At 59.3% G+C, this 25,187-nt stretch carries 27 protein-coding genes; 4 read left to right on the top strand and 23 right to left on the bottom strand.

Translation table 11 applies throughout. From position 1 onward, the window contains the following. Positions 1–63: 63 nt before the first annotated feature. Positions 64–423 (bottom strand): PAAR domain-containing protein, encoded by a 360-nt coding sequence (locus FQ187_RS22600; RefSeq protein WP_371925550.1) that lies wholly within the window; start codon positions 421–423, stop codon positions 64–66. Between the two features lie 232 nt (positions 424–655). After that, positions 656–1,138 (bottom strand): GNAT family N-acetyltransferase, encoded by a 483-nt coding sequence (locus FQ187_RS22595; protein ID WP_149631172.1) that lies wholly within the window; start codon positions 1,136–1,138, stop codon positions 656–658. Positions 1,139–1,287: 149 nt separating this feature from the next. On the opposite strand from FQ187_RS22595, the gene FQ187_RS22590 reads away from it, so the two are divergent. The 3 genes from FQ187_RS22590 (at position 1,288) to FQ187_RS22580 (ending at position 3,616) form a co-directional block, all read left to right on the top strand. Then, positions 1,288–1,941 carry an HD domain-containing protein gene (locus FQ187_RS22590; RefSeq protein ID WP_149631171.1) on the top strand — a complete coding sequence of 218 codons (654 nt, stop codon included), beginning with the start codon at positions 1,288–1,290 and terminating at the stop codon, positions 1,939–1,941. Positions 1,942–2,053: 112 nt separating this feature from the next. Further along, positions 2,054–3,259 (top strand): MFS transporter, encoded by a 1,206-nt coding sequence (locus tag FQ187_RS22585; protein WP_149631170.1) that lies wholly within the window; start codon positions 2,054–2,056, stop codon positions 3,257–3,259. A gap of 102 nt (positions 3,260–3,361) precedes the next feature. After that, on the top strand, positions 3,362–3,616 hold the full coding sequence (locus tag FQ187_RS22580; protein ID WP_149631169.1) for a hypothetical protein: 255 nt from the start codon (positions 3,362–3,364) through the stop codon (positions 3,614–3,616). Between the two features lie 105 nt (positions 3,617–3,721). Here the strand turns inward: FQ187_RS22580 and FQ187_RS22575 are convergent, their stop codons facing one another. The 10 genes from FQ187_RS22575 to FQ187_RS22525 all read right to left on the bottom strand — a co-directional run bounded on the left by FQ187_RS22575 (position 3,722) and on the right by FQ187_RS22525 (position 14,472). Then, complete coding sequence (locus tag FQ187_RS22575) at positions 3,722–4,651, bottom strand: PfkB family carbohydrate kinase (RefSeq protein ID WP_149631168.1); 930 nt, start codon at positions 4,649–4,651, stop codon at positions 3,722–3,724. After that, entirely contained in the window at positions 4,644–6,110 is a 1,467-nt protein-coding gene (locus tag FQ187_RS22570; RefSeq protein ID WP_149631167.1) for a cytosine permease, read from the bottom strand. The genes FQ187_RS22575 and FQ187_RS22570 overlap by 8 nt, the downstream gene beginning before the upstream one ends. A gap of 70 nt (positions 6,111–6,180) precedes the next feature. Continuing rightward, a complete protein-coding gene (locus FQ187_RS22565; protein ID WP_149631166.1) occupies positions 6,181–7,179 on the bottom strand; it encodes an ADP-ribosylglycohydrolase family protein in 999 nt (332 codons plus the stop codon). Next, entirely contained in the window at positions 7,176–7,889 is a 714-nt protein-coding gene (locus FQ187_RS22560; RefSeq protein ID WP_149631165.1) for a GntR family transcriptional regulator, read from the bottom strand. The genes FQ187_RS22565 and FQ187_RS22560 overlap by 4 nt, the downstream gene beginning before the upstream one ends. Before the next feature lie 227 nt (positions 7,890–8,116). Then, positions 8,117–9,085 (bottom strand): L-arabinose ABC transporter permease AraH, encoded by a 969-nt coding sequence (gene araH, locus FQ187_RS22550; protein ID WP_033056977.1) that lies wholly within the window; start codon positions 9,083–9,085, stop codon positions 8,117–8,119. Between the two features lie 9 nt (positions 9,086–9,094). Then, the gene (araG, locus tag FQ187_RS22545) at positions 9,095–10,645 is read right to left on the bottom strand and encodes an L-arabinose ABC transporter ATP-binding protein AraG (RefSeq protein ID WP_149631164.1); all 1,551 of its coding nucleotides are present in this window, start codon (positions 10,643–10,645) and stop codon (positions 9,095–9,097) included. Between the two features lie 64 nt (positions 10,646–10,709). Continuing rightward, the gene (locus tag FQ187_RS22540; RefSeq protein WP_149631163.1) at positions 10,710–11,714 is read right to left on the bottom strand and encodes a substrate-binding domain-containing protein; all 1,005 of its coding nucleotides are present in this window, start codon (positions 11,712–11,714) and stop codon (positions 10,710–10,712) included. A 122-nt stretch (positions 11,715–11,836) separates the two neighbouring features. After that, positions 11,837–12,655 (bottom strand): SDR family oxidoreductase, encoded by an 819-nt coding sequence (locus tag FQ187_RS22535; protein WP_149631162.1) that lies wholly within the window; start codon positions 12,653–12,655, stop codon positions 11,837–11,839. A gap of 198 nt (positions 12,656–12,853) precedes the next feature. Further along, complete coding sequence (locus FQ187_RS22530) at positions 12,854–13,729, bottom strand: SMP-30/gluconolactonase/LRE family protein (protein WP_149631161.1); 876 nt, start codon at positions 13,727–13,729, stop codon at positions 12,854–12,856. A gap of 26 nt (positions 13,730–13,755) precedes the next feature. Further along, positions 13,756–14,472: a FadR/GntR family transcriptional regulator gene (locus tag FQ187_RS22525; protein ID WP_149631160.1), complete on the bottom strand. Its 717-nt coding sequence runs from the start codon at positions 14,470–14,472 to the stop codon at positions 13,756–13,758. Positions 14,473–14,683: 211 nt separating this feature from the next. On the opposite strand from FQ187_RS22525, the gene FQ187_RS22520 reads away from it, so the two are divergent. Further along, on the top strand, positions 14,684–15,556 hold the full coding sequence (locus FQ187_RS22520; protein ID WP_149631159.1) for a triacylglycerol lipase: 873 nt from the start codon (positions 14,684–14,686) through the stop codon (positions 15,554–15,556). Positions 15,557–15,616: 60 nt separating this feature from the next. Here FQ187_RS22520 and FQ187_RS22515 read toward each other — a convergent pair whose 3' ends face one another. From FQ187_RS22515 to fabF, 11 genes are all read right to left on the bottom strand, one after another. Further along, positions 15,617–16,177, bottom strand: a complete 561-nt coding sequence (locus tag FQ187_RS22515; RefSeq protein ID WP_149631158.1) for a DUF1285 domain-containing protein — start codon at positions 16,175–16,177, stop codon at positions 15,617–15,619. Positions 16,178–16,194: 17 nt separating this feature from the next. Further along, positions 16,195–16,803 (bottom strand): DUF4823 domain-containing protein, encoded by a 609-nt coding sequence (locus FQ187_RS22510; protein WP_033056964.1) that lies wholly within the window; start codon positions 16,801–16,803, stop codon positions 16,195–16,197. 87 nt (positions 16,804–16,890) lie between these two features. Further along, the gene (locus FQ187_RS22505; RefSeq protein WP_074878968.1) at positions 16,891–17,859 is read right to left on the bottom strand and encodes a GTP 3',8-cyclase MoaA; all 969 of its coding nucleotides are present in this window, start codon (positions 17,857–17,859) and stop codon (positions 16,891–16,893) included. 139 nt (positions 17,860–17,998) lie between these two features. After that, positions 17,999–18,637 carry a TetR/AcrR family transcriptional regulator gene (locus tag FQ187_RS22500; RefSeq protein WP_007945721.1) on the bottom strand — a complete coding sequence of 213 codons (639 nt, stop codon included), beginning with the start codon at positions 18,635–18,637 and terminating at the stop codon, positions 17,999–18,001. Between the two features lie 342 nt (positions 18,638–18,979). Then, positions 18,980–19,765: a TatD family hydrolase gene (locus FQ187_RS22495; RefSeq protein WP_033056960.1), complete on the bottom strand. Its 786-nt coding sequence runs from the start codon at positions 19,763–19,765 to the stop codon at positions 18,980–18,982. Positions 19,766–19,779: 14 nt separating this feature from the next. Further along, positions 19,780–20,136 (bottom strand): PilZ domain-containing protein, encoded by a 357-nt coding sequence (locus tag FQ187_RS22490; RefSeq protein WP_129437442.1) that lies wholly within the window; start codon positions 20,134–20,136, stop codon positions 19,780–19,782. An 83-nt stretch (positions 20,137–20,219) separates the two neighbouring features. Next, positions 20,220–21,209, bottom strand: a complete 990-nt coding sequence (locus FQ187_RS22485) for a DNA polymerase III subunit delta' (protein ID WP_149631157.1) — start codon at positions 21,207–21,209, stop codon at positions 20,220–20,222. Next, positions 21,202–21,834: a dTMP kinase gene (gene tmk, locus FQ187_RS22480; RefSeq protein ID WP_046049079.1), complete on the bottom strand. Its 633-nt coding sequence runs from the start codon at positions 21,832–21,834 to the stop codon at positions 21,202–21,204. The genes FQ187_RS22485 and tmk overlap by 8 nt, the downstream gene beginning before the upstream one ends. A 19-nt stretch (positions 21,835–21,853) precedes the next feature. Beyond that, positions 21,854–23,119, bottom strand: coding sequence for an endolytic transglycosylase MltG (gene mltG / locus FQ187_RS22475; protein WP_149631156.1), 1,266 nt, complete (start codon positions 23,117–23,119; stop codon positions 21,854–21,856). Between the two features lie 3 nt (positions 23,120–23,122). Continuing rightward, positions 23,123–23,938 (bottom strand): aminodeoxychorismate lyase, encoded by an 816-nt coding sequence (pabC, locus tag FQ187_RS22470; protein ID WP_149631155.1) that lies wholly within the window; start codon positions 23,936–23,938, stop codon positions 23,123–23,125. Beyond that, on the bottom strand, positions 23,938–25,182 hold the full coding sequence (fabF, locus tag FQ187_RS22465; protein WP_095132060.1) for a beta-ketoacyl-ACP synthase II: 1,245 nt from the start codon (positions 25,180–25,182) through the stop codon (positions 23,938–23,940). The genes pabC and fabF overlap by 1 nt, the downstream gene beginning before the upstream one ends. Positions 25,183–25,187: the final 5 nt, after the last annotated feature.

Genomic DNA, 25,187 nt, shown 5'->3' with positions numbered 1-25,187 from the left:
GCGGGTCTGCTTACGTTTTCCGGCATATTCGGCATCGGCGAAGGACATCTGTTTCATCGGGGTTCAACCGCTCAGTTTGTGCGAGGTGCGTATTTCACCAAATCTGGATGTCTTTTTCAGAGTTTCCCTAAAGGCTGCTCCGCCTCCGCGTTGTCCGATGATAACGGTCCCGGAACCGCCGATGACTACGTTGCCGTGCCCGCCCGTGCTATCGAGGGTTGCAGCGTTGAGACCATTGATGAATACCGTACCCGAAACAGCACCGGTAATTGGGCTGCCACAGGCAGATTTGTCCGTCATGCGAGCAGCGGCCAGACCATCGAAGAAAACATCTGGCGATCCAGAAACAATCGGATTGGTGCCATGTCCGGGTAACGGGCACGACGTAGGGTCGGTAACGCGCGCAGCAGGTTTTCCACTCAAGTCAAAGCTCCTTGCTTTTGAGTTCTAAAGCGATGGTGGCAACATCTAGGGTGCAAAAGAAATGCACCAACAGCGTTCAACCAAACCGGATAGTCGATGGCGATCGTGACGAATGTCGAGAGATGAAGATGCCATAGGCATTGCAGGTGTCATCCGTGAGCGCGCAAAGGCGCACAGGATGCCGGACTAAACTGGTGGCGACAACTGGATTCAGCGTTTGGCAAGATGTGCATCAACTCCCCTCGGCAAACTCCCGCAACACCGCCCCATCCATTCGATACCGCACCCACTCTTCCTGCGGCTGCGCACCCAACGACTTATAGAACTCGATCGCCGGTTTGTTCCAGTCCAGCACACTCCACTCAAATCGGCCGCAATCATTGGCGCAGGCGATTTTCGCCAGGTGACGCAACAAGGTTTTACCCGCGCCGCCGCCACGCTGACCGGGGGTGATGTAGAGGTCTTCGAGGTACAGGCAGTTGCTGCCGAGCCACGTGGAATAGCTGAAGAAAAACACGGCAAAGCCGATTGGCGAGCCATCGCGCAAACAGATCAGGCCGTGGGCGGTGGCGCCTTCGCTGAACAAGCTGCGCTCGATGTCGGCGACGCTGGCGATGACTTCGTGACGGGCACGTTCGTAGTCGGCCAGCTCGGTGATGAACCCGAGGATTTGCGGTGCATCGCTCGGGGTCGCCGGGCGGATCTCGATCGTCATGGACGTGCCTTCGTCAAAAGTGGAAAACGCCATACTAAGTCGGCGAGCGACGCTCGTCACACTGGAAATTCAAAGCTGATCCATGGAGCATGTGTAGCTGCTACAGGGCTATGTCGCTGCAAAAGACGTTTTCACTTAACAGGATGTTTATGAACACTGATGCTTTCGCACCACTGCAACTCCTCGCTGCGCAACTGCTGCCCCACGCGCTGGAACCCTCAGAGGACGGCGCCCATCATCTGTCGCACTTGCAGCGGGTCTGGCACAACGTGCGTACGCTTCATGCTGAAGAAGGTGGCGATCTTGAGGTGCTGCTCGCAGCGGTGCTTTTGCAAGATTGCGTGGCGGTAGAGAAGAACTCGCCGCTGCGTTCTCAGGCCTCGCGGCTGGCCGCCGAGAAGGCATCGAAATTGTTGGCGGACATGGCCTGGCCAGACGTAAAAGTCAGCGCGGTTGCCCATGCCATCGAAGCACACAGTTTTTCCGCCAACATCGCACCGACCACGCTCGAAGCGAAAATCATGCAGGACGCCGACCGCCTCGACTCCCTTGGCATGCTCGGCGTGGCGCGAACCTTTTACATCGCCGGACGTATGGGCAGCGCGTTGTACGACCCAGAGGATCCCGAGGCGAAGGACCGGGAGTACGATGACAAACGGTTTTGCCTCGACCATTTCCAGACCAAACTGCTGCACCTGGCGGATGGATTCCAGACGACCACCGGCCAGCGTCTGGCGCAGACGCGCCACGAACGGTTGAAGGGGTTCATGGAGTTGTTCAAGGAAGAAATTGGCGCCTGCTGAAGGCTTTACTCCGGCCAGCGCTAACCCTGAAATCAAAAACCTCAGACCTAACATCGACGCCGTGCGTGATAGATAGATGAAGCTCTCTTCTATCGGGTCAAGGAACCGCGTCATGCCTAGCGCAACACCCCAAGTCTCCAGCAGGTTGTTCGGCCTGTTTTGCCTGGCCAGCTATTTGCTGTCGCTGTCCTATGGCTCGACCTTTTTGCTGTCGCTGTTGATCGGTTCCCGCGGCGGCAACGAACACGATGCCGGCAGTGTGATTTCGGCGGCGATGCTCAGTACGTTTGCAGCGGTAATCGTCTCCGGGCACTTGTCCGACCTGCTCGGTGCTGCCCGCTCGATTTCGCTGTTCGGCATTCTGCTGGTGGCCGCCAGCCTGGGCTTCGCCTTGGCGCCAGGCTTCGGCAATCTGCTGTTGTTTTTCGGGCTATTGCTGGGACTGGGTTGGGGCGTGTTCTATACCCTCGGCCCGATCATTGTGGCGAGCCTGGTAACGCCTGCCCAACGCGCGAAATACTTTGCGCTGCTGTCGGGCAGCATGATGACCGGGATCGGCAGCGGTCCCTTGTTAGGTCGCGCTGCCAGTGCCCTTGGGTATCCGATCACTGCGGCGTTTTTTCTCGCGGCGCTGGCCAGCCTGATTGGCGTGTTGCTGTTCTGGCGGTTGGATTCGCAGCTGAAAAAAGCGCCTGCCCACTCGGCAGCGGTGTCACGAATTTCCTGGCGTGCAGCGACGCAAGTGCTGTCGTCCAGAGCGGTGTTCCCGATCATCATGGTCGGTCTCGGCGGTTGCGTTTTCGGCGGTCTGTCGAGTTTTCAAACAAGTTACGCGGCGGCGCGTTCACTCGACTATTCATTGTTCTTCCTCGGCTTCATGAGCGCAGCGATCAGCAGCCGCATGCTGATCGCCGGTTTCGTGGTCAAGCGCGACCCCTTCTGGGCGTCCTGCCTGCTGTCGGGCTTGATGATGGGCTCGATCCTGATGTTCGGGTTTGTCGTCGACGACGGGTTCAGCTACGTGCTGGCGGCAGTGATGCTCGGGGTCGGTTACGGGCTGACCTATTCGGTGATCAATGGCCTGGCGGCCAACGAGGCGCCGGACGGCACCACCGCGCAATCCTTGCTGCTGTTCAGTCTGTCGTACTTTATCGGTGTGTTTGGTTTTCCGTTGCTGGCCGGAAAAATCATCGTGGAACAGGGGATGGCGACGTTGTTGCTCACAGTATTGGCAGTGGCCCTGCTGAACTGGCTGATCAGCGTCGGCCGGCTGGTCTGGCGCCGAACCGTTACCGGCAAAGCGTTGCAGCAGGCCTAGACCGTTCGTCGTCCATCAGGCACCAATCCAAATCGAGGGCGGACCAACATAAGGTAAGGACTCTAATTAAATGGACCTATCCACATCCCTGAAGAGGTAACCATGAACGTCGATAAAAACCTTGAGAAAGAAGTCCTGACCCGTTTGCTGCATGCCCATCCAAGCGGTTTGGGCAAAGAGGTCCTGGACAATTACCGGGGGGAGAAGGTCGTGGCCAGCACTCTCGCCACGCTGCAGAATCGTGGATTGATCCAGCATGGTCATGTGATCTGCAACGAGGCCGGTGAGCACTCGTTGAACTTGCCGATCAAACTCAGTGCCGCAGGGGTTGAGGCGGCGCGCAAGCTGGATATCTAAACGGCTGAGGGCCCCATCGCGAGCAAGCTCGCACACATTTGACCGCATGTCTTCAGAGAGAACTCAGTCGAATGTGAGAGCGAGCCTGCTCGCGAAGGCGGCCGATCAGGCACCGAAAGTCTTGCTGATCAACGCATCCACCTCAGCCGTCCCCGGCGAAGTCGCCGGTCCCCACCGAGTCACCGCCAACGCCGCCGCCGCATTAGCCCGCCGCCCCGCCTCAGCCGCCGACACTCCTTGCGCCAACCCAGCCACAAACACCCCGGCATGGGCGTCTCCCGCGCCGTTGCTGTCCACCGCCTCAACCTTGAAACCCGGCACATGCTGGCGGTTTCCACGCTGGCTAATCCAGCACCCTTGCGGGCCGTCACGAACCACCATCAACACGTCGGCCGGCAGATGATCGGCCAACCGGTTGAACGCCTCGGCAATGCCCGACGCACCGGTAAACTTCAACGCCTCGACACTGTTGCTGGTCCACAGATCGATGCGTGCCAGCAAGGCTTGCATCAACGGCTCATCCGGCGAATCCACCAGCGGGCCCGGATCGAACACCACGTTGATTCCTCGCGGCAAATCCAGCACCCAATCCACCAGCGCCCGGGCTTTGCCGCCATGCAGCAGGCTGTAGCCGCTGACGTAGACATAGTCACCCGCCTCGGCCGGCACGCTGGTCAAATCCTCGGCAGTCAGCTCACCTTCGGCACCGATATAGGAAATGAAACTGCGCTCGGCCGACGCTTCGGTCAACGCGACGCACAATCCAGTATCCCGTTCGGCGCAGTGAGTGATGCCGATCCGAATGCCTTCAGCCTTCATCGCTTCACGGGCAAGATCACCGAAACGCCCAGTTCCGTGGCGCCCGAGGTAAACCACCGGCAGACCATTGCGCTGGGCGGCAGCCATCACATTGAAGCCGCCGCCAGCCTCGAAACTGGCGGATTGCGCCAGCACGTCGCCGCCAGAATGCGGCAGTTTATTCACGGCCATGACCAGGTCGATCATGACCTGGCCGGTGTGCAGCAATCTAGGCATGAGCATTCTCGGTCAACGCGGCGCGGCGATCCCTGGCGCCACCCAGTACAAAGTAAATCCCGCCCGCCACCAGGAACGTCACGATCCAGCCGAGGCCGTTATGACCCAGCCATGAGTCGGACAGGAAGCCGCGGAACCACACGGTTTGTTCGGTCGTGCCGATGGTGGTGAAGCTGAAGCCCAGCACGATCGCCACCGCCCACGCACCAAAAGCGCGCCACTCGACACCGCCGTTGTACCAGTAAGCGCTGCTCGGGCTGACGTCCAGCAGGTCTTTGGGGCTGTAGTAATGACGATGGATCAGGTCAACGACGAAGATCCCGACCCACGCGGTGATCGGCACGGCCAGCAGCGAAATGAAGGTAATGAACGGGCCGTAGAAACTGTCGGCGATCAGCATGAAATAGATCGAACCGGCGAAGATCGCGACAATGTCCACCACCACCGCGTAGACACGTTTGACCTTCAAACCGAGTGTCAGCGTGGTCAAACCAGCGGAGTACACCGACAGGTTGTTCGACAGCAGCAACCCACCGAACGCGGTGATCAGGTACGGCACGGCCATCCAGGTCGGCAGCATGTCGCGGATCGCTATGATCGGGTCAGTGGCCGAGGCCAGATCGTTGTTGCCCACCGACAGCAGACCGCCGAGGGTGATCAGCAACACCAGCGGAATCCCCGCACCGAACGCCGCCGACGCCACCAGGCGTGCGGCTTTGACGCTGCGGTGCTGGTAGCGCGACATGTCGGCACCGGCGTTGGCCCAACCAATCCCGGTGCCGGCAGCCATGGTGCCGACGCCAATGATCATCGCGCTAAGCGGTGCCGGTGTGGCATTGAACACCGCGCTCCAGTCGATGGTGGCGCAGAGGAAACCGCCGACCAGAATGTTCAGCGCACCGAACACGTAGGTTGCCCACTTCTGGATCACCAGCAAGGTGGCGTGACCGAGGCCCGACACCGACAGGGTCAGCAGCACGAAAATCGCAATGAAGATCAACGTCAGCACAGGTGCGCTTTTGGCTTCCACCGGCGAGCCGAACAGGATCGAGCACAGCGACAGCAATACGAATGCGGCGGTGGTGGTGTTGACGGTTTCCCAGCCCAGACGCGACATCAGCGAGACCAGGGTCGGCCCGATGTTGCCGCGTACGCCGAAGATCGCTCGCGACAACGTCAGGCTCGGTGCGCGACCACGGCGACCCGCAATGGAGATGATCCCGACCACCGCGAAGGAACCGGCAGCCCCCAGGATCGCGACGATAATCGCCTGCCAGATTGCCAAGCCGCGAAAGGCTACAAGGGTCGCACCCAGCGGCAAGCCGAGGATGGAGATGTTGGCCGCAAACCAGACCCAGAACAGTTGCAGCGGATGACCGTTGCACTCCGCTTCCGGTACAGGCTCGATGCCACGGGTTTCCAGTTGCCCGGCGCTTGGCCCGGCGTTCGATGAACTCATGAAAAATGCTCCTGTTGCCATTGTTGTGGTTGTCGGCAAGACAGATTGTCGAGATTTGGCAGCGCGCGTCTCAGCGCAGGGCGAGGAGCCCTTTTACCAAAAGCTCCAGCTCCAGATCGTTAACGGTTTTGACCTTGTCGATCATCGCCGCCGGCCAACTCTCAAGGCCCAGGCAGGCCCCGAGCATGGCGCCGAGAATCGCCGCGATGGTGTCGGTGTCGCCGCCAAGGCTGGCGGCCATGCACAGCGCTTCGAACGCGTTCATTTCACCAATGGCCACTTGCTGGGCCAGGGCAAACGAGACCACCACCGATTCCTGTGAAGCCACCGAAGTGCCGATCACGTCGTACATCAAATCCGCCAGCAACGCCTTGTCGCTGTCGACACTGATGGTCCGCGCCCAGCTGATGCGCGAGGCGATGCGTCCGCCAGCCACCCAGTTACCGTGGCTTTCAGCTTGCTGAGCGATTTGCTGGCCGAGGTTCAACGCCTCGCCCAGGTCCATGCCGTTGATACCGGCCGAGACTACCGCTGCCACCGCCGCCGCGCTGGAGATGCCCAGCGTGGTGTTGTGGGTGACCTGGCACGCCTGCACGACAGCGTCGATGAAACGCTCAGGGTTGGCGACGTCCGCCGCGATCCCGACCGGCGTGATGCGCATCGCCGCGCCATTGGTGGTGCCGTAGCGCCCCGCTTCTTCCGGCGAGTGGCCGGCGAGGATCATCTCGATGGCACGTTTGGTCGAAGGGCCCAGCAAGTCTTGCGAGCCCTTGGCCTGCATCGCGGCTTCCCATTCGATCAACCGCTGGGCTAGCAGCGACGGTTCGATCCGGCCCTCGCCTTCAACCAGCAAATGGCCGACCAGAATCGCCTGTTCGGTGTCATCGGTGATCGAGCCTTTGAGCATGTTGGCGGCGATCGGCTGATCGGGGCCTGCATCTTCCAGGTCAGTGATCTCGCCGAAGCGCACCTTGATCTCGGCACGGCTCAGGGATTGGGTCGGCATGCCCAACGCATCGCCCAGGGCCAATCCGTAGAACGCGCCGAGGGCACGGTTGAGCGCGGTCACTTTGACTCTCCAAACTGCAGGTGCAGGCGAAAATGCACCGGATCGAGCAAGCTTTCGACCTGCTCCATGAAGCGGTTTTTCCGGTCGTACGTGGTGCGCAAGGCCTTGAGGAAAACCGTGCCTTCCGGACAGCCGAGCAGTTCGGCGTCTTCGGCGTTCAAGGGTTCGGCGCCGATCCATTGATCGCCGCGCTCGCCGATATAGCCGTAGGCGGCCAGGGTGATGGTCAGGGAGTTGTCGATAAGACCGACCCGCGGCAGGCTTTCCAGGCCCCCGGTGGCGGGCATCAATGAGCGTTCAAGGGAGACCAGTTTGCCTTCGTTGGAACGGCGGCGACGGTCGAGGGTAATGAATTGGTCGGTGCCGAAACGCGGCAACAGGTCAGGACGGGTGACCGCCTCCAACCGCAGCAGTTCGGTATTGATCAGCGCCCCGCTGTCGGCCAGGGCCTGGGCCCAGCCGCTGCGCTGATCGAGCACCACACCGTCGAAGGTGACGATGGAACCCACCCCGCTTTGCGTCGCGATGTAATTGCGCCGTTTCAACTCAGCCAGGGCTTCGCGCAGCGTGCCGCGGCTGACTTTGAATTCTTGAGCCAATTGATGCTCGCCCGGCAGCAGAAAGCCGTCCTCCATGAGGCCGTTTTCGATGCGTCGGATGAGTTCGTCGACCACCCGTTGTTTCTTGTCAAATCGTACCTGTCTAATCATGTACAAAGTGATAACCGAAACGGGGCTGGGCAAGCAAGGGATATTTAGGGGAAGTGACGGAGGGATGTTCGAAAGTGACCGCTGCGCGGTCTAGTGTGGGAGCGGGCTTGCTCGCGAAGGCGGCGTGTCATTCAGCAATTATGTTGACTGACACGCCGCCTTCGCGAGCAAGCCCGCTCCCACATTGAATCGCCTGCACCTACAGACTTTGTGCAGGACCAGGTTAATCAGCGTTGTTTGAGGCGGTCAATCACCACGGCCAACAACAGGATCGAACCCCGAATCACATACTGATAAAACGTATCGATGTTCTTCAGGTTCATCGCATTCTCGATGATCGCCAGAATCAGTACCCCGGCAATCACATGCCGAATCATGCCGATCCCGCCGCTCAACGATACCCCGCCCAACACACAGGCAGAAATCACCGTCAGCTCAAAACCCTGGCCAATCATCGGCTGACCGGACGTCATGCGCGACGCCAGAATCACCCCGGCCAACGCCCCGATCAACCCGTGCACGGCGAAGATGATGATCTTGGTCCGGTCAACGTTCACCCCGGCCAGCAGTGCCGCTTCCTGGTTTCCGCCGATGGCCATGGTGTTGCGCCCGTAGGTGGTGTAATTCAGCAACCAGCCGAAAAACAGGAAGCAGACAATGGTGATCAGGATCGGCACCGGCACACCCAACAACTGGCCGTTACCGAAGACGAAGAACTGCTCTTGCGACACGCCCACCGCTTTGCCGTTGGCGAAGATGTAAGCCAGGCCGCGAACGATCTGCATGGTCGCCAGTGTGGTAATCAACGCATTGACCCGCAACTTGGCGATCACGATGCCGTTGATCAACCCAACGATCAGCCCCATGAACAGCGCCGCCACCACACCGAGAAACACGCTGTCGGTGTCGCGCATTACCACCGCTGCGACCACGCCGGCGCAGGCAATCACCGACCCCACCGATAAATCGAAGTGCCCGGACGCCAGGCAATACAACATGGTGCAAGCGGCAATCCCCGTCGTCGAAATCGCCAGGCCCAGGCCGCGCATGTTCAGCGGCGAGAGGAAGTTGTCGATCAGCAAGGTGCAGAGCACGAATATCCCGACGGCCGCCAGCAGCATCACCCAGTCATCGAGAAAGCGCCGCAGGTCCAGAGGTTTGCGCTGGGTGGGCAAAGCGTTGTTTTGGATTGTCATAGTCACCTCTCAGTTCGCCACGCCGTCAGCGCGTTGGCGCGGCAAAGCCAGTTGCAGCAGGTTGGATTCATTGGCCTCTGCGCGAGACAACTCGCCGCGCATCGCGCCTTCGCAGAGCACCAGGATGCGGTCGGAAATACCCATCACTTCCATCAGGTCGCTGGAGACCACGATTACAGCGATGCCGCTGGCAGCCAGGTTGTGGATGATCTGGTAGATCTCGGCTTTGGCGCCGATGTCGATGCCGCGAGTCGGTTCGTCGAGCAGCAGGACTTTCATCGGCATCGACAGCCAGCGGCCGAGAATGGCCTTCTGCTGATTGCCACCGGACAGGTACATGATTTTCTGCGCCGCGTTGGGGGTCTTCACTTTCAGCGCTTTGATCTGCTTGTCGGCGTTGTCCTTTTCCCACAGGCCACGCAACAGGCAGCCGAAGGTGGAGTGGGCACCGCGGGCGCTGATGTTGATGTTCTCGGCGACGCTGGCGAGCGGCAGGATGCCCTCTTTCTTGCGGTCCTCGGGGCACAGCAGAATCCCGGCGGCAATCGCGTCGCGGGGTGAACGCAACTTCAGTTCATGACCGCGCAATTCCAGGCGCCCGGCGGTGTTGCGCTCAAGGCCACTGAGCATGCGGAACAGCTCGGTACGACCGGCGCCGACCAAGCCGAACAGCCCGAGAATCTCGCCTTCGTGCACCTCGAAACTCACCGGCTCACGCAAACCCGGGCCCAGCAAACCGTCGACCTTGAGCGCCACCGCGCCACGCTGACGGTGGCGGTAATCGTAGATGTCCTGAATATCGCGACCGACCATGCAGGTCACCAACTGATCATGAGTCAGCTCGCTCATGTCCTCGAACGTGCGCACAAAGCGACCGTCCTTGAACACCGTCACCGCATTGCAGATGCGGAACACTTCTTCCATGCGATGGGAGACATAAAGCACCACTTTGCCTTCGTCGCGCAGGCGACCGATGATCGCCATCAAACGATCAATTTCCCGCGCAGAAAGACTGCTGGTCGGTTCGTCAAACGCGATCACATGCGCACCACGGGACAAGGCCTTGGCGATTTCCACCAATTGCCGCTGACCGAGGGACAGGCGCCCTACTTTCTCTTGCGGATCGATTTCATCGGCCAGGTCTTTGAGGCAGGCCAATGCCTGTTGCCGCAACGCACCGCGATTGATCAGGCCGAAACTGGCCGGAAGATGCCCCAGGAACAGATTCTCTGCCACGGTCATTTCCGGGACCAGGTGCAGTTCTTGATGGATCACTGCGACGCCACTGCCGATGCTGTCGGCGGTGGACTTGAAGACCCTCGTCTGCTCGCCGATCTGCAGGTCGCCGCTGCTCGGGGTGTAAGCACCGCCGAGGATTTTCAGCAGGGTCGATTTGCCGGCGCCGTTCTCGCCCATCAAGGCGTGAACCTGCCCCGGGTGGGCGACGAAGCTGATGCCATCCAGCGCCTTCACCCCGGGAAAGGTCTTGCCAATCCCGTTGAAGCGCAAGCTGCCACTAAAAGAACAGCCGCTGTGTTGTTGTGTTTTTGTTAGCGCCATAACCACCTCTTCACACAGACCAGGCAGCCCCGTCGCCAGGGCCACCAATGAAATCAACCGGCCCTCAGTTCCAGAGGCCGATCTTTTCCAGTTCCTGCTTGAAGTTCTCGCGAGTGATCAGCGTTACGTCGTCCATCGCGGTGTACTTCGGCGGTTCTTTTCCGGTGGTGACCCACTCGTACATCATGCTGGCGGTGTTGTAGCCCTCGATGTGCGGGCTCGGCAACATCGAGCCGAAGAAGCCGCTGTTGGCTTTCTTCAATTCGCCGATGGCGTCGGTGCCGTTGATGCCGATGCCGATCACATTGGCCGCGGCAAAACCGGCGCTCTCGGTGGCGCGCACGCCGCCCAGCACGGTGTTGTCGTTCATGCCGCCGATGATCAGGTTTTTCGCCGCGCTCGGCAGTTTCACCAGCGCCGAGTTGGTGGCGTCCATGCTGCCCGGTACGTCGAGGGTTTTCAGCGCCGAGAACAGAATGTGGTCTTTCGGCAGGCCTGCGTCTTCCAGCGCTTTGACCGAACCGTCGGTGCGTTTCTTGCCGGTGTCGAGTTCGTTGAAGGTGTTGATCACCGCGTAGGTGTCTTTCCAGTCCCAGCCGCGTTTCTTCGCTTCGGTGGCCATAGCGTTGCCTTGTTTCTGGCCGACTTCGAACGCGGCCATACCGAGGTAAGGAACGTGTTCCATGAACTTGCCGCTGGCATCGACGAAGCGGTCATCGACTGCGATGACTTTCAAACCGTTGAGTTTGGCTTTGGCCATGATCGCAGGTCCCAGGGATACGTCTGGCGGGCAGATCACAAAGCCCTTGGCACCGTTGGCGGCAAGGCTGTCGATGGCCGAGAGGGTTTTCTCGCCGTCCGGCACGGCGATCTTGATGACGGTGAAGCCCTTCTCTTTCCCGGCCTTTTCGGCGAATGCCCATTCGGTCTGGAACCAGGGCTCTTCCGCCTGCTTGACCAGAAAGCCGATCTTCACTTCCTCGGCCGCCAGCAACGTACTGCTCAGGCTGACCGCGGTGACCGCCAAAGCGGCACAGCACAGGGTACGGATCCCACGACGACGATTCATAAGCTGACTCCTTGTTATTTTTTTTGAGCGTTATTTGAAAGCCAATCAAACCGTACAGCTAATAGTCATATCGTATGATGATTGGATTTCAGACGTAGTATCGCGCCTGAAACCCCATTGACTCAGTCGTGGTACATGACCGAACGACCGCCATCGATGGTGATGCACGAAGCATTGATGAAGGGCGCTTCATCGCTGGCCAGGAAAACCGCCGTCATGGCGACTTCGATCGGCTGGCCAATGCGACGTGGCGGATGCAGATCGAAAGCGCGCTGACGCTCGGCATACGGGTCGGCAAAACCGTTCCAGTAATCGACGTTCAGCTGGGTTTCGATGTAACCCGGCGCGATGGCGTTGACGCGAATGCCTTTTGGCGCGTACTCGATGCCCAGGGCTCGGGTCAGGCCGAGCAAACCGTGTTTGGCCACCGGGTACGGGAAACAGCCGGGAATGATGTGAGTGGAATGAGTCGAGGCGATGTTGATGATGCTGCCAATGCCCTGCTCGATCATCTGCGGCAGCACCGCTTTGCAGCCATACCAGGCACCGTCCAGGTCGATGGCGAAGCAGCGGCGCCAGTCTTCCTCGGTCATTTCCAGCGGATCGCGGAACACATTGACCCCGGCGCAATTGACCAGCACGTCGATCCGTCCGTGACGCTCGATCGCCAGTTTGGCCATGGCGTGCAAGTCCTGCTGACGCGATACATCGGCCTTGATTGCCTGAACATCAAAGCCTTTGTCCCTCCAGTGAGCCGCGACCTTTTCGACTTTCTCACCCTGGATATCGCTGATGATCAGCTTGGCCTGCTGGGAAGCGAACGTCGCGACAATCGCCTCGCCGATTCCCTGAGCGGCGCCGGTCAGCAGCACGACCTTGTTTTTCAGGCGCTCACCCTTCGGCGGTTCGGGCACCGGTGGCAAGGAAAGAGGTTCAGCCATGGATCAAGACTCCTTTTCGAGCGCACGACAAAAACCGGGCATCTGTCGATGTCCGGTCAAAAGGCTTTTTGGAAAATCGCTGCATCACTTCACCTGTTTTGTTTTTTTAAGTGTGAGTGCGTGTAACTGATGGAGCCGACTATAAACCCGACTGCCAAATAATCTCAATATATAATTTTACATCCCATATTTTGGGATTTATCCGGCAAACCGATTACAGGTTTTTCCGGGCACATCGACTCGAATCGACAGCAACGCGCCGTCCAACGGATGGTTGAGCGGGCTCGCGGCGCTGGTGATGTAAAGGGTTTTGAGGTCATCACCCCCGAATACGCAACTGGTGGGGCGGCTGATTGGCAGCTCGATCACGCGATCAACCTGCCCGTCCGGTGTCAGCCGAAGCAGACAGCTACCATCCCAGCGGGCGTTCCAAATGTAACCTTCGGCATTCATCGCCGAGCCATCCGGCACACCGCGTTCATGGGGCCCAAACCAGATGTGGGCCGGGTCGAGGCTGCCGTCGGTGCGGATGAAATACTGATAGAGCGTACGGTCGAGGCTGTCGGCGAAATACACGGTGGTCGCGTCGTCGCTCCACAGCAACGTGTTCGGGATGCCCAACCCTCTAAGCAACGGCGTGACCCGAGCATCGCGATCGATGCGAAACAGGCCACCGGAACGCCGCACAATGGGCACGTCTTCGCCCTGCCCGCCGATGTTGTTCTGCATGGTGCCGAGCCAGAGCCGGCCCTGAGCATCGCAGCGGGCTTCATTGGTGCGATTGCCGGGTTGTGGATCAGCGACGCAGAGCAAGGTCAATCGTGGTTCCAGGCCGGGGGAATCCAGATCGAGTCGATACACGCCGCTGTTCAACGTCACCAGCGCATCGCCGCTTTCGCAGGGGATGAAGGCGGACACATGCTCGGGCATCTGCCAGATCTGCACGTTGGCACCAATCAGCCGCAGCGCCTGTTGACCGGCGATATCAACCCAGTACAGCGCCTGGGTCGGCGCGTCCCAAAACGGGCCTTCGCCCAGTCGCGCCCGGTGTTCGGTAACCGCAGTCCACGTCATGAAACCTCCTGCTTTTTTTATTGTTGTCAGCTGGCCTTTTTGTCGGCCATGACTTGCGGGTAGAAGCGCTTGATGGCCAGGTCGGCGTTATCGATCAGGGTCATGCAGGCCCAGACTCCCCGCGCGGCATCCCGGGCGGCGATGGCCTCGGCCATCTCTTTGTGAATCGGTAGCGTGCGGCGCAGTTCGTCCGGGTCGGCGGCGGACACTTCGAACGACACCGCCAGCAGCGCGCCGAGGGCCGGGACCGTTTGTTCGATGAATTGATTGTGGCTGGCAGCAAGGATGCACTCGTGGAAGAGCTGGTCGGCGCGGTTGTAATCGATGCCGCTGTCCACTGCCCGCTCCAACGCGTTGTAAGCCTGAAGGATGGCGTGAACCTGCTCGACGGTAGCGCGCTCGCAAGCCCAGCGCACGGCCATTGGTTCGATGGTGCGGCGCAGGTCGAGCAAGTCGTCGACAAAGTTTTCCGGCAAGCCGCTGCGCGACAGCCAGCCTACGACTTGCGGATCAAAGAGGTTCCAGCGGCGCACTGGTAGTACCCGCGTGCCGACCTTCGGCCCGACTTCGAGCATGCCCTTGGCGACCAGGGTTTTGATGGCTTCGCGGATAACGGTGCGGCTGACACCGAGTTGCTCGCCCAGGTCGGCTTCGACCTTGAGCGTCTCACCCGGCTTGACCTGCCCCGTGGCGATCCAGCAACCCAGCCAATCGACCGTCGACGCATGAAAACTGCTGGACATGGACACCTCTATTCAGGGACGGCACAAAGCCGTTCGCGATGGGTGTCCACGCTAATCATCATATGATTGGGTGTCAATTTGATTTTTTCTGTCTGACGGCGTTCAGGCGAGCGATTTGAACGAACCCACTTTGTGACCTACGGTTAGCCGCGACAGATCAAGCAGTCAATAGCATCTGTTCCACTCAAGTCCCCTATCGACAGGTATAAGCATGAACATGGATGCGTCTACGCAATACCCGATTGTTTTGGTCCACGGCCTTTTTGGCTTCGATAAAATTGCCGGTTATCCCTACTTCTTCGAAATCAAGGAAGCCCTGGAACATGCTGGCGCCAAAGTGTTTGCCGTTAACATTCCAGCCGTTAACGGAAACGAGGAGCGCGGTAAAAAACTGCTCGAACACGTCAACCGTATTTTGCAGGAAACGGGAGCCACCAAGGTCAATCTGATCGGCCACAGCCAAGGTCCGCTGGCTGCACGCTACGTAGCGGCGCTACACCCGGAAAAGGTCGCATCAGTCACTTCTGTCAGCTGCCCCAATCATGGCTCCGAGATTGCCGACCAATTGCATAAGGCGCTGACACCTGGTGAGTTGCCCGAAGCGCTCGTACTAGCCCTGTTCAAAGCAGTCGGCACCTTCATTTCGTTGATCAGCGACCATCCGGAAAACCCTCAGGACCCTCAAGCAGCCTTCGAATCGTTGACCAGCGCAGGTTTGGCAGCCTTCAATAAGAAGTACCCGCAAGGGCTACCAGAACATTGGGGTGGGGAAGGCAACGAAATTGAAAACGGCGTGTACTACTACTCCTGGAGCGGGATCCTGCAAAATTTTCAAAGTCTGCAACCTCTCGATCCGTCCCACTTGAACTGTATCGTGCTGTCGAAGTTATTTTATAAAGAGAAACACGCCAACGATGGGCTAGTCGGACGGTACAGCTCGCACCTGGGCAAAGTCATTCGTTCGGATTACCCAATGGATCATTTCGACGCAGTCAATCAAATGGCCGGGATCACGAGTTGGAACGTAAGCCCAGTCCACCTCTATCTTGAACATGCTGCTCGGCTTAAGGACAAAGGTTTGTAGGTAAAAAAAAATGGCCCACCTGATAGCGGGCCATTTTCCAGAACACAGCAACTCGGCGAGTTACGGCTCAAGCCCGATGGGAAAGAACTCGCCACCGCTCCACACGCCCAGCCATCGTTGCCCGTCGATCTCGCGGGTAACGGCCAGCTCCACGAGTTGGTAGAACACGTTGCGGTGGATCAGGGCTTCGAGGTTGGTGCGCACATGCACGTAGGGCGCAGGTTCCTGCGTGACCGGGTCGATCACCACGCGCATGGGGTGTTCGGTGCCGGCCTCGGCGGTCTCGTCAACATTGGTGGTAAAGCGCAGGAGTTGTGCTTCACCTTCGCCTTCGACATCCACGGCAATCGCCACGAAGGGCGCGTCGTCGACCTTGATGCCAACCTTCTCGACCGGGGTAATGAGGAAGTAATCGTCACCATCGCGACGAATGATGGTGGAGAACAGCTTGACCATCGGCTTGCGCCCGATTGGCGTGCCCAGGTAATACCAGGTGCCGTCACGGGCGATACGCATGTCGATGTCGCCGCAGAAGTCGGGGTTCCACAGGTGGACCGGCGGCAAGCCTTTGGTTTTGGGGATTTGCCCCAACAGATCGTTGGCTTTTTGCGGGCCACTCATGGCGTTCTCCTTTTGAATTACTGGTCGCTGAGCCCCAGCAGGCTGCGCGCGTATTGTTCAAGCGGCGGGCCCATCAGGTCTTCTGGCTTTTTGTCGTGGAACGTCAGTAAACCGCCACGACCCTTGATCCGTGCAGTATCAATCAAATACTGGGTGCTGGTCTCGATCAACATGATTTGAATGACACCACCGTCGATACCGAGGCGATCCAAGGCTTCCTGATCGAGCCACTCGTCCGAGTTGCCAATACGGTCATCAGACTTGGCGAACCGGGTATAGAGCAGGTAATGGGCACCGGCGGCACGGGCTTCGCCCATGGCTTGATCAAGACCTTCCGGGGCACGGGCGCGGCGGACCATGGGGAAGTATTCGACAAAGCCATCGAAGGCGACTTCGGCGATCACGTTAGGTCGTGGGTAAACAGTACTGCCCGGCGGCACAAAGGCGCCCTGGGCGATATAGACGAATGAGTCCGGTTGGATGCGCAGGTTATTCACACGGCGGCTGTCGCTATGGTCGAGCAACCCCGCGTCGCTCATGTGGTAGCGAGTCCCTTCAGCCAGATCGCTGACATTCATGCAGCCACCAAGCGCCAAAACGGCCAGCAGCAAAACCAGGCTACGCATCCTACCCTCCAGAGGCCGGTGACGGAAAACCGGCGAATGGCCATTGGATGCAGCTTCCGCGCCAGCTCGGTGTGGCAGGATCTGTGTTTAGCCGCCGATGATTTTCATGATGGTCGCGCCACCGGAAAATGCCACTTCCTGCTTATCGCCCAAGGCTTTCACCAAGAGTCTCTGCAAGGCGGGCAAAGCTTGATGACGGGGCTTGTCCAGCAGGTCGCCAACATAGTGGCGGTTGCTCGACGACAGGCAGCCATGCAGCCAGCCCGTGGAGGACAGACGCAGCCGCGAACAGGTGCGGCAGAATGGAACGCTTTCGTTGGCGATAACGCCGAAGTAGCCCTGCCCCGGAATTTCATAACGCACGGCGGTGGCATCTACGGGCGCATCAGCCTGAAGGTATTCGTAGCGTTCGCCGATCAGGCTGAGCAATTGCTGAAGGCTGACGAACTGTTGCAGGAAAGCATTGGAATCGCTGGCCAGGTGCCCCATGCGCATCAACTCGATGAAGCGAAGCTCATAGCCGCGCTCCAGACAGTAATCGAGTAGCGGCATCACTTGATCGAGGTTCTGCCCACGCAGCGGCACCATATTGACCTTGATCTTCAGGCCGGCGGCGCTGGCCTGATCCATACCGTCGAGCACAGTCGCCAGATCGCCGCCACGGGCAATGCTGCGAAAGGCGCTGGCATCCAGGGTATCGAGGGAAACGTTGATGCGACGAATGCCAGCGTCCACCAGTAGTGGCAGCTTCTTCGCCAGCAGCTGACCGTTAGTGGTCAGACTGATGTCCGCCAGGCCCATCTGCCCGACAGCGGTCATGAAGGTTTCGAGTTTGGGGCTGACCAGCGGCTCGCCGCCGGTGATGCGCAAACGCTCAATGCCCGCCGCTTCAATCAGATAGGCCACGCCACGCGCCATGGCCTCAGCCGACAATTCATCCTGCGCAGCGACCAACCGCTTGCCGTTGGGCACGCAGTAGGTACAAGCGTAATTGCAGGCTGAAGTCAGACTGATTCGCAAATTGCGAAAACGCCTGCCTTGACGGTCAACGATCATGGATTACTCCGGCGGAAGAATATTCGGACCGCTAAAACTTGACTCACAAATCAAGTTTTAGCAAGTCCTATGCCTGAGTATATTCCTGCGGTACTGCACCACGTAGCAAAATAATGGCGCAATAAGGCAACTGAATGGTTCAGCTGCTCGGGGTGTCGCTATCGCGCTTGCGCTTGTTGCCCATGCGCACGCCGATGTCCATCAGGAACTGGAAGAAGCCTTCCTGATCTTCCAGCACGTTGCTCCAGAACGGCGAGTGATACAGCGCCACGGCGCCGTGCACCAGCGCCCAGGAGGCGCAGTAATGGAAATAAGGCGGTACGTCTTCGAGCTTGCCTTCGCTGATCCGGCCTTTGATGAGCAGGGTCAGGCGTTCGAAGTTCGAGGCGCGAATCTTGTGCAGCTCCTCGACCATCTCCGGCACCTGATTGCCCTTTACCACCTTCTCTTCCAGGCGATCGAACAACCGATAGCGTTGCGGGTCGCGCATGCGGAATTCGAAGTAGGCCCGGGACAGAGCTTCCTTGTCCTTGTCGACATCGGCCGAATGCAACAGCTCGTTCAAATCGCGCTCGTAATCGAGCATCAGGCGCAGATAGATCTCAGCCTTGGATTTGAAGTGCTTGTAGATCGTGCCTTTGCCGATACCGACGGCATCAGCAATCATCTCGACGGTGACACTGTCTTCACCTTGATCGAGGAACAGCTTGAGCGCGGTATCGAGAATTTCTTGCTCGCGGCGACGAAACTCACGGACCTTACGAGGTTCTTTGTGCATAAGAAAAGGTCTGTAGGGGTCAAAATTCGAAGCCGCGTATTATGCCTAACTTGCGCAAAAATGCACGGATCATCCGACCATATATGTGTTTCTTGATGAATTCCGGCAGCCTCGCAGATTAATGAGAACTCAACCGAAGCGCCCGTATTCCAAATTTGTTTAAAAACCGTCGCCGGTAAACTGGACTCGGCGCAATACTGATCAATACTTCAACTGTCGGCGGGACATCTCCCCCAAGTGTTGCGCCGATATAGGTACCAACGGACCGCGTGCCTTTGTTTTACTCCTAATGGTCTTAACCCGGATTCACCCCCCAGAACCCGGGTTTTTTTTGCCTGCGATTTAACCTTTCACATGCGCCAGCGGAAACAGCCGCTTGAAATTCTCGGTGGTTTGCTCGGCGAACCGCTCGTAGGGCTCACCTCGCAACATTGCCAGAAATTCCGCTACGTCGCGCACGTACTGCGGCAGGTTCGGCTTGCCACGATGAGGGATCGGCGCCAGGTAAGGCGAGTCGGTTTCCACCAGCAATCGATCAGCCGGCACTTTACTGGCCACGTCACGCAGAGCGTCGGCATTGCGGAAAGTGACAATCCCGGACAAGGAAATGTAATACCCCATGTCCAATGCTGCTTTGGCCATGTCCCAGTCTTCGGTGAAACAATGCAGCACACCAGCCTGTGGCAGCGCCGCTTCACGCAGGAGGTTCAACGTATCGGCGCGGGCACCACGGGTGTGAATGATCACCGGTTTGCCTGTCTGCTGCGCCGCTTGCAGATGCAGGCGAAACGATTCCTGCTGCAACTCCGCCGCTTCCGGCTCGTAGTGATAATCCAGACCGGTTTCACCGATCGCGACCACACGCGGGTGGTTGAGCTCGCGCAACAGCCAATCCAGTGCTGGCGCGGCGCCCGGTTGCACGTCCAGCGGATGCACGCCAACCGAACAGTCGACGTCGTCGTAACGCTCGGCCAGGGCTTTGACGTCGGCGGCATTCTCGACGCTGACGCCGATACACAGAAAGTGCCCTACCCCGCGCAGACGGGCCGCATCAAGTGCAGCATCCAGAGAGCCGTCGTGGGCGGCGAGGTCGAGGCGATCAAGGTGACAATGGGAATCTACGAGCATAAAAGGGCTGCAACTTACATCGTATGAGTGGGACGGTCGGACTTCAGGGCTCCGGCCAGATGGGTTTCGATTCGACTGCGCGCGGTATTGTCGCCATCGTCGAATTGTACGCCGACCCCGGCGGCCCGGTTGCCCTGCGCACCTTTGGGGGTGATCCAGGTGACCTTGCCGGCGACCGGAATCTTCTCCGGCTCGTCCATCAGGTTCAATAGCATGAATACCTCATCGCCCAACTTGTAACTCTTGTTGGTCGGGATAAACAGGCCACCGTTCTTGATGAACGGCATATAAGCCGCGTAAAGCACGGACTTGTCTTTGATCGTCAGGGACAAAATGCCGTTGCGTGGCCCCGGATTGACGAGTTCATTCATGCTGACCTCCGTTGCTGATGCTCAGAGTCTAGTGTCCCGTCTCACAAACAGTATTTGCAAGACAGGATACTAAGCACAGACGGTCACTTCTGGGTAGGCAAACCCACCCATTGCACCAAAAGCGCCTCCAGCAACAACACCCGATTGAGGTTGGCTTTGCTCATCACTTTCTGGCGCTGGGCGAGGATCCAGTCCTGAATATTCAGGACTTTGTCCTGGCCGGCTTTCTGCGCCAGGTACTGAATCACCTTGCGCATGTCCGTCAGTCCGAGCCCTTCTTCATCCTGCGTCAGTTGATAGCGCAGGATCAGGCTCGACCAGTCGCAGAACCAGTCGAACAACAGCAACAGCGGAATCGCATTCCAGCCTTCGGCCAGTTGCGTCGGTGACTGTTGCTGCTTGAGCAACTTCTTCACGCCATCGACCACCAGCGCCCGCTGCTCGCGCACGCCCTGGGCCTGCAAGTTGACGGCGGCCAGTGGCGAACCGGCGGCCAGGGTCAGCAACTCGATGCGCTCTTCTTCCGAGCAGTCCGGCAAAGCCTTCGCCAGCCACGCAAGACTCATGGCTTCGCTCGGTAGTGGACAGGCCTGCTGCACGCAGCGGCTCTTGATCGTCGGCAACAGACGACTGGTCTGGTGGCTGACCAACAGTAAAACTGTATCGCCGGAAGGTTCTTCAAGGCTTTTGAGCAAGGCGTTGGCGGCGTTGATGTTCATCGACTCGGCCGGCTCGACCAGCACCACTTTGCGGCCGCCCATCTGCGCGGTCTGAACCACGAAGCAGACCAGATCACGAACCTGATCGACCTTGATCGCCTTATCGGCTTCTTCCGGCTCCAGAATGTAGTTGTCAGGGTGACTGCCGGCCTTGAGCAACAGACAGGATTTGCATTCGCCGCAAGCATCGTGGGCGGCGCTCGGACGCTGGCACAGCAAACTGGCCATCAAGCGCTCGGCCAGCGCGCGCTTGCCGATCCCGGCCGGGCCATGCAACAGATAGGCGTGAGCATGTTGCTTGCGACCGGCCAAATGCTGCCAGAGACTGTCCTGCCACGGATAGGCTTCAGCCACGGGTCAACTCCAGCAGACGCGGCAACAAGGCATCCAGTGCCTGCTGAACCTGCGCCAACGGCTGGGCGGCATCGACCAGGACATAACGCGCAGGATCCGCTTCAGCACGCTTGAGGAAAGCACTGCGCACCGCATCAAAAAAGGTTCGGCCTTCGAGTTCGAAGCGATCCAGACGACCGCGAGCGCTGGCGCGGGCCAGGCCCACTTCCACCGGCAGATCGAAAATCAACGTCAGGTCCGGGCGCAGATCGCCCTGGACGAAGGCTTCCAGGGTCGCGATGCGCTCCAGCGACAGGCCGCGACCGCCACCCTGATAGGCGTAGGTCGAATCGGTAAAGCGATCACACAGGACCACCGCACCGCGGGCCAGCGCCGGGCGAATCACCTCGGCCAGATGCTGGGCTCGCGCGGCGAACACCAATAGCAACTCGGTGTCGGGGTTCATGACTTCGTCAACCGGCGCCAGCAGCACTTCGCGGATCCGCTCGGCCAACGGCGTGCCGCCTGGTTCGCGAGTCAGCACGACCTCGATACCCGCGGCGCGCAGACGCTCGGCCAGGTATTCGCGATTGGTGCTCTTGCCGGCCCCTTCCGGGCCTTCCAGGGTAATAAACAAGCCAGTCACAGGCAGTCCTTAGTCAGAGTCATTGCGGGCTTTGCGGCGCGGTTGCATCCGGTTCGGGCGCGGGTGCAGCTGCGGGTTCTTGAGCGGGTTCTGGAGCAGGCTCCGGTGATGGCGACTGGTCAGGCGCTTGCAGCTCTGTTGGCGCCGCCTGAGCAGGTTCTTGTGGCGGCACTTGCGGCAAAGCCTCGGGGACTGTGTCGGGCGAAGCAGCCGGAATCGGTGCCTGCTCATCCGTCGCCTCTGGCGCCGTAGCCGGCGCCGGGCTGGAGCGGTAGTCGGCACGGCGCTTGATCTGGAACTCACGCACAGCGTTATTGTGCGCGTCCAGATCATCGGAGAACACGTGGCTGCCATCACCACGAGCAACGAAATAGAGGCTATTGCCAGCCACCGGATTCAGCGCTGCATGAATCGCTTCGCGGCCGACCATGGCGATCGGGGTCGGCGGCAGTCCCGAAATCATGTAGGTGTTGTACGGCGTCGCTTCCTTGAGATGGGCGCGAGTCAATTTGCCGTTGTAACGATCACCGAGGCCGTAGATCACGGTCGGATCGGTCTGCAACAACATGCCTATTTCCATGCGTCGTACAAACACGCCAGCGATTTGCCCGCGCTCCTGCGGCACGCCGGTTTCCTTCTCCACCAGCGAGGCCATGATCAGCGCCTGATAGGGCTCGGTGTACGGCACGTCAGCGGCGCGCTGGCTCCACTCCTTGGCCAGGACTTCGTCGAGGCGGTCGTAGGCTTTTTTCAGCAGCTCGACATCGGTCATGCCGCGCACGAAGCGATAGGTGTCAGGGAAGAATCGCCCTTCCGGAAAAATCCCGGTGTGGCCGAGTTTGTCCATCACCTCGCTATCACTCAAACCGTCGAGGGTCTTTTCAAGTTTTTCATCCTTGGCCAAAGCAGCGCGGACCTGATGGAAATTCCAGCCCTCGACCAGGGTCAGGCTGTACTGAACCATTTCCCCGCGTTTCCACAGGTCAATCAGTCCTTCGACGGTCATGCCGGGCTGCATGCGGTATTCGCCCTTGTGCAACGGTTGTTTGGCGAGATTGAAGCGCCAATACACCCGCAGCCAGAAGGCGTCCTTGATAACGCCATCGGCTTCGAGTCGATAGAAGGTGCGGGTCGGTGTCGTGCCTTTGGGCACTTCCAGCAGCTCTTCCTGAGTGATATTCAGCGGCTGTTCCAGCGCCGAATGGATTTTCCAGGCGGAGGCGCCCAGACACAGCCCTGCCAGAACCAATCCGGTTTCCAGCAGCAGCAAGAATTTACGTCTCACGTATCAAGCATCCAGTAGCGCGCGGGCAATGGTTTGGAGTTTACGGGTGAGCGGACCAACCGGCCAGCTCAGTGCGGCATAGGCGCGCACCGGCCAAACGCCATACACGCTGTTGCAGACAAAGACTTCATCAGCCCATTGCAGCTGATCGAGGGTGATATCGGTGATTTGTGTGGGAATCCCCAATGACTCGGCTTGAAACAATAATTCGGCACGCATCACGCCGGCAACGCCACAGCGCTTCAAATCAGCCGTGATCAGTACGCCATCGCGAATCAGGAACAGATTGCTGAACACGCCTTCAATGACGCGCCCGGCCTGATCGAGCATCAAGCCTTCGGCATGATCGGTGTCTTGCCATTCGGAGCGGGCGATGACCTGCTCAAGACGGTTCAGGTGTTTGAGTCCGGCGAGCAGAGGCTGTTTGGAAAGGCGCGTCGCACAGGGGAACAGGCGAACGCCCTGCTCGCCATGAACGGCAGGATAAGCAGCGGGTGGATTGCCTTGCAGAATACGTCGGGCTTGAGCCGAGGGATCGGGGGCGTAACCGCGCAGACTGTCGCCGCGGGTGATGATGAGCTTGAGCACGCCCTGACCCAGTGCGCTGGCATAGGCCAGCAGCTCACTGCGGATCAACTCATGATCGGCAGTGATCGCCAGGCGTGAACAGCCATCGGCCAGACGCGCCAGATGTCGGTCCAGCAGTAACGGTTGCCCGCCACGCACGGCAACGGTCTCGAACAGACCATCACCGTAAGCCAGGCCGCGATCCTTCAGCGACAAAGCGTCAGCCGGCTGACCGTCGACCCAGCTGTCCATCAGTCAGCGAACCGGCGGAACACCAGCGAGCCGTTGGTGCCGCCAAACCCGAAGGAGTTGGACAGCACCACATCGATATCCATATTGCGCGCGGTATGCGGTACGAAATCGAGGTCGCAACCTTCGTCCGGCTCATCGAGGTTGATGGTCGGCGGCGCTACCTGGCTGTTGATCGCCAGCACACTGAAGATCGCCTCGACCGCGCCCGCCGCACCCAACAGGTGACCGGTCATGGACTTGGTCGAACTGACCGCCAGCTTGTAAGCGTGATCGCCGAACACCGACTTGATCGCACAGGCTTCGGCAAGGTCGCCGGCCGACGTCGAGGTGCCGTGGGCGTTGACGTACTGAACCTGGTCGCCATTGATCTTGGCATCGCGCAGCGCATTGGTGATGCAACGTGCAGCACCCGCGCCATCGGCCGGTGGCGAAGTCATGTGGTAAGCATCGCCACTGGTGCCGAAGCCGATCAGCTCGGCGTAGATCGTCGCGCCACGGGCCTTGGCGTGCTCCAGTTCTTCGAGAACCAGAGCGCCGGCACCGTCGGACAGCACGAAGCCATCACGGCCCTTGTCCCATGGACGGCTGGCGCGGGTCGGCTCGTCGTTGCGGGTCGACAGTGCGCGGGAGGCACCGAAGCCGCCCATGCCCAGACCGCAAGCTGCCATTTCAGCGCCGCCGGCAATCATCACGTCGGCTTCGTCGTACATGATGTTGCGTGCCGCCATGCCGATGCAGTGCGTACCGGTGGTACACGCGGTGGCGATGGCGTAGTTAGGTCCCTGTGCGCCCAGATGGATGGACAGGAAACCGGAAATCATATTGATGATCGAGCCAGGCACGAAAAACGGAGAAATCCGTCGTGGGCCGGAATCATGCAGCGTGCGGCTGGTTTCTTCGATATTGGTCAGTCCGCCAATCCCCGACCCCATGGCCACGCCGATGCGCTCACGGTTGGCGTCGGTGACTTCCAGACCGGCGTTACGAACTGCCTGAAAACCTGCGGCCAGACCGTATTGAATGAACAGGTCGAGCTTGCGAGCTTCCTTGACCGACAGGTATTCCTCGACATTGAAGCCCTTTACCGAGCCGCCAAAACGGGTGGAATAGGCAGAAAGGTCGGTGTGTTCGATCAGACCAATGCCACTGCGGCCAGCCAGAATGCCCTGCCAACTGCTCGGCACATCCGTGCCCAGTGGCGACAACATACCCATACCGGTGACTACGACGCGTCTACGCGACACAGCAC

This window comes from Pseudomonas sp. ANT_J28 (assembly GCF_008370005.1).
GTDB lineage: Bacteria > Pseudomonadota > Gammaproteobacteria > Pseudomonadales > Pseudomonadaceae > Aquipseudomonas > Aquipseudomonas frigoris.
This window is presented reverse-complemented; position numbering and strand designations above follow the sequence as displayed.

What these genes read in the sequence shown, in the direction of transcription:
- FQ187_RS22500 (WP_007945721.1), bottom strand. Translation starts at nt 18,637, where the DNA reads ATGCACAAAGAACCTCGTAAGGTCCGTGAGTTTCGTCGCCGCGAGCAA.
- FQ187_RS22490 (WP_129437442.1), bottom strand. Translation starts at nt 20,136, where the DNA reads ATGAATGAACTCGTCAATCCGGGGCCACGCAACGGCATTTTGTCCCTG.
- pabC (WP_149631155.1), bottom strand. Translation starts at nt 23,938, where the DNA reads ATGGACAGCTGGGTCGACGGTCAGCCGGCTGACGCTTTGTCGCTGAAG.
- FQ187_RS22530 (WP_149631161.1), bottom strand. Translation starts at nt 13,729, where the DNA reads ATGACGTGGACTGCGGTTACCGAACACCGGGCGCGACTGGGCGAAGGC.
- araG (WP_149631164.1), bottom strand. Translation starts at nt 10,645, where the DNA reads ATGGCGCTAACAAAAACACAACAACACAGCGGCTGTTCTTTTAGTGGC.
- FQ187_RS22570 (WP_149631167.1), bottom strand. Translation starts at nt 6,110, where the DNA reads ATGAGTTCATCGAACGCCGGGCCAAGCGCCGGGCAACTGGAAACCCGT.
- FQ187_RS22595 (WP_149631172.1), bottom strand. Translation starts at nt 1,138, where the DNA reads ATGACGATCGAGATCCGCCCGGCGACCCCGAGCGATGCACCGCAAATC.
- FQ187_RS22525 (WP_149631160.1), bottom strand. Translation starts at nt 14,472, where the DNA reads ATGTCCAGCAGTTTTCATGCGTCGACGGTCGATTGGCTGGGTTGCTGG.
- FQ187_RS22495 (WP_033056960.1), bottom strand. Translation starts at nt 19,765, where the DNA reads ATGCTCGTAGATTCCCATTGTCACCTTGATCGCCTCGACCTCGCCGCC.
- FQ187_RS22560 (WP_149631165.1), bottom strand. Translation starts at nt 7,889, where the DNA reads ATGATTAGACAGGTACGATTTGACAAGAAACAACGGGTGGTCGACGAA.
- FQ187_RS22505 (WP_074878968.1), bottom strand. Translation starts at nt 17,859, where the DNA reads ATGATCGTTGACCGTCAAGGCAGGCGTTTTCGCAATTTGCGAATCAGT.
- FQ187_RS22575 (WP_149631168.1), bottom strand. Translation starts at nt 4,651, where the DNA reads ATGCCTAGATTGCTGCACACCGGCCAGGTCATGATCGACCTGGTCATG.
- FQ187_RS22540 (WP_149631163.1), bottom strand. Translation starts at nt 11,714, where the DNA reads ATGAATCGTCGTCGTGGGATCCGTACCCTGTGCTGTGCCGCTTTGGCG.
- FQ187_RS22520 (WP_149631159.1), top strand. Translation starts at nt 14,684, where the DNA reads ATGAACATGGATGCGTCTACGCAATACCCGATTGTTTTGGTCCACGGC.
- araH (WP_033056977.1), bottom strand. Translation starts at nt 9,085, where the DNA reads ATGACAATCCAAAACAACGCTTTGCCCACCCAGCGCAAACCTCTGGAC.
- FQ187_RS22515 (WP_149631158.1), bottom strand. Translation starts at nt 16,177, where the DNA reads ATGAGTGGCCCGCAAAAAGCCAACGATCTGTTGGGGCAAATCCCCAAA.
- FQ187_RS22580 (WP_149631169.1), top strand. Translation starts at nt 3,362, where the DNA reads ATGAACGTCGATAAAAACCTTGAGAAAGAAGTCCTGACCCGTTTGCTG.
- FQ187_RS22585 (WP_149631170.1), top strand. Translation starts at nt 2,054, where the DNA reads ATGCCTAGCGCAACACCCCAAGTCTCCAGCAGGTTGTTCGGCCTGTTT.
- FQ187_RS22590 (WP_149631171.1), top strand. Translation starts at nt 1,288, where the DNA reads ATGAACACTGATGCTTTCGCACCACTGCAACTCCTCGCTGCGCAACTG.
- FQ187_RS22510 (WP_033056964.1), bottom strand. Translation starts at nt 16,803, where the DNA reads ATGCGTAGCCTGGTTTTGCTGCTGGCCGTTTTGGCGCTTGGTGGCTGC.
- FQ187_RS22535 (WP_149631162.1), bottom strand. Translation starts at nt 12,655, where the DNA reads ATGGCTGAACCTCTTTCCTTGCCACCGGTGCCCGAACCGCCGAAGGGT.